At 63.1% G+C, this 3,348-nt stretch carries 2 protein-coding genes; one reads left to right on the top strand and one right to left on the bottom strand.

From position 1 onward, the window contains the following. Positions 1–196 precede the first annotated feature (196 nt). Positions 197–2,878, top strand: a complete 2,682-nt coding sequence (locus ABB29_RS15860) for a TonB-dependent receptor (protein WP_057660876.1) — start codon at positions 197–199, stop codon at positions 2,876–2,878. A 286-nt stretch (positions 2,879–3,164) separates the two neighbouring features. On the opposite strand, the gene ABB29_RS16610 is transcribed toward ABB29_RS15860, so the two are convergent. Continuing rightward, positions 3,165–3,348, bottom strand: a 184-nt coding sequence (locus ABB29_RS16610; RefSeq protein ID WP_211260772.1) for a hypothetical protein, incomplete at its 5' end; no start/stop codon positions are given.

Genomic DNA, 3,348 nt, shown 5'->3' with positions numbered 1-3,348 from the left:
CGCCAGCTGGTTCATCGGACAACACAGGAGCGACTGAGCACAGCCGTTTGCAAGGATTTTTTCCAGTACCGGGCCGGCACCACGCAAACGCACCACGGCCCATCGCGACAACAGCAACAGACCGGCCCAGGAAATCGTGACCTCGAATCCCGACTTCCCGCCGCACCTAAGAACTTTTCATGATGGGAGAGAGACCATGAATCACCGTAAATCCGCACTAACCGTCGCGATCATGACGGGCCTTGCCTTCTCCGTGCAGTTGCACGCGCAGGAAGCATCGACCTCGACCACCTCGACCGAGGCCACCGATCTGGACACCGTGGTGGTGACCGGCATCCGCGGCAGCGTCGAGAAGTCGCTGGACACCAAGCGCAACGCCGATGCCCGCCTTGAAGTGGTCACCGCCGAAGACGTCGGCAAGCTGCCCGCGCACAACGTGGCCGATACCCTGCAACGCCTGCCCGGCGTCAACATCAGCTCGTCCAGCGCCGACGAAGGCGGCTTCGACGAAGCCGACCGCGTCAGCCTGCGCGGCACCAGCCCGAGCCTGACCCAGACCCTGATCAACGGCCACAGCGTCGGCTCGGCCGACTGGTTCGTGCTCAGCCAGGGCAGCAACGTCGGTCGCAGCGTCAGCTACACCCTGCTGCCGTCGGAGCTGGTCAGCTCGGTGGAAGTCAACAAGTCCTCGCAGGCCAAGCTGCAGGACGGCGGCGCCACCGGTACGGTCAACATCCTGACCCGCCGGCCGTTGCAGTTCGCCGACAACATCACCGCCGAAGCCTCGATCGGCGCGGTCCGTTCGGAAAACGCCGACAGCACCGATCCGCAGTTGTCGGGCCTGTTCAACTACAAGAACGATGACGGCACCTTCGGCGTCATGGTGCAGGCGTTCAAGCAGAAGCGCGAGCTGAGCCGCCAGGCCCAGGAAATCCCCGGTGGCTTCTTCCAGATCGGCGCCACCGATCCGGCCGGCATCAGCAACCCGGACCTGGTCGGCGTGTATGCGCCGGGCCTGCTGGGTTCGACCCTGTTCGAACAGACCCGCGACCGCAAGGGCGGCCTGGTCGACATCCAGTTCAAGCCCAGCGACAGCCTGACCCTGGGCCTGAGCGGCTTCAGCTCGGACATGCAGGCCAACAACTACAACCGCAACTTCATGCTGTGGGGCGGCAACTTCGCCCGCGCACAGGCCCCGGACCCGGGCTACACCGTCGAGAACGGCGTGCTGACCAATGCCACCTACAGTGGCCAGGCCGGTACCGACTACACCGTGTACGACATGATCTACCGCGAAGCCTCGGCCAAGAGCAGCTACGCCACCTTCGACGCCGACTGGCAGATCAACGACAACCTCAGCTCGCGCTTCCAGATCGGTACCACCAGCGGTGAAGGCTCGACCCCGCGCCAGTTCATCGCCGAAGTCACCGGTGCCCGCGGCGGCGGCGCCAGCTGGAGCACCCACGGTGGCGGCTCGCCGGTGGACTGGAGCGTCGGCGGCGACATCAGTCCGGCCGGCGTCACCAGCTTCGGTACCTGGGGCAACCAGGAAGTGACCGCCAAGGATGACGAGAAGTGGTTCACCGCCGACTTCAGCCAGTACTTCAACACCGGCACCCTGTCCTCGATCGATTTCGGCATGCGTTACGCCGATCACGAGCGTGAAGCGCAGTCGCCGGAAGGCGCCAGCCCGGGTGACATCTGGTCTGCATTGCAGGGCGGTGCCACCGGCCAGTACCCGAGCGATTTCGCCAGTGGCGTCGGCGGCCAGTTCCCGCGCGACATCTGGTACTACACGCCCAACGCGCTGAAGGACGCGATCCTCGGCAACTCGACCTGGCTGTACGACAACGACGGTCCGACCGGCCGCCACAACTACGGTGCCGAATGGAAAGTGGCCGAGAAGAACATGGCCGCCTACGCCCAGGCCAACTTCTCCGGTGACCGCTGGAGCGGTAACCTCGGCCTGCGCTACGTCAACATCGATCAGGACATCAACAGCTACCAGGCGGTGTCCGACCCGGCCAATGCCGACGTCTCCAGCCTGTTCGGCCAGTGGATCCGCGTCTACACCAACAACAGCTACGACCGCCTGCTGCCGAGCGCCAACTTCAAGTTCGACCTGGCCGAGGATCTGGTGTTCCGTTTCGCCGCTTCGCAGACCCAGACGCTGCCGGATTACTCGGCACTGGGTGCTTCCAGCTGGGGTTCGGACCTGAACCGCACCGGCGGCGGCGGCAACCCCAACCTGAAGCCGCTGCTGTCGACCAACTTCGATGCCAACCTGGAGTGGTACTTCATGCCGCGCGGCCTGGTCTCGGTCGGTGCGTTCTCGATGGACATGAAGGACTACGTTGCCTACGGCACCGAAACCCAGATGCTGTTCAGCGAACTGACCCACCAGCTCGAGGCCTACCAGGTGTCGGTGCCGATCAACGCCAACGCCCAGGTCAAGGGTCTGGAAGTGGCCTACGAACAGCCGATCGGTGACTACTTCGGCGTCAATGCCAACTACACCTACTCCGATGGCAGCACCTCGCACACCTGGGCCGATGGCAGCGACAACCTGCTGGGCAATTCGAACGACACCTACAACATCGGTGCCTACTTCGAAAACGAAACCTTCGGCGCGCGGGTCAGCTACACCTATCGTTCGTCTTTCCTGATCGGCCTGTCCGGCGCCAACCCGTACTACCAGGATGACTTCGGCACCCTGTCGGCTTCGGTCAACTACAAGGCCACCGACTGGCTGAGCATCAGCCTGGATGGTCTGAACCTCAACGACCCGACCATCAACTACTACCAGAGCTCGACGATTCCGACCTCGTTCTACAACAACGGTCGCCAGTACTACCTGAACTTCCGCTTCAAGTTCTGATCCACCGGCCGGCCATCGCGCCGGCACCCCGCAGTCGATGCAATCGACGTGTTGCTCTCTCATGGGCCTGGAATGTTTCCAGGCCCTTTTTTTGTCCGCCCGCCGACCATCCTGACGAAGTCATGGTCCGGTCGCTAAGCTGCCCGGCTGGTTGGCGCTCAGCGCAGCGCGGTCGCCATCGGCGCTTCGGCGCGCCGCCGGAAGCCGAAATATTTTTCCAATGCCCGACCGGTCATGGTCATTCGCGGCAACGGCGGGTTGCGATGCTCGCATCGACCGGACCGGGTTAATGCAAAATATCAAGCAAATACATGCAGTTACGCCGAAACAGGACGGGGTTTTCCTCCATGAAAAATTTTTGCAATAAAGTCTTGACAACGTTGTCCGCGGTGCGCCAATCTGCGTTCAGGCCGCTGCGGGCGACGACGCCCCGCCGGCAAGCGCACCAATGGGGAGACATGTGGTCGCCA

The sequence above is a fragment of the Pseudoxanthomonas dokdonensis genome, from assembly GCF_001431405.1.
GTDB classification, from domain to species: Bacteria; Pseudomonadota; Gammaproteobacteria; order Xanthomonadales; family Xanthomonadaceae; genus Pseudoxanthomonas_A; species Pseudoxanthomonas_A dokdonensis.
This window is presented reverse-complemented; position numbering and strand designations above follow the sequence as displayed.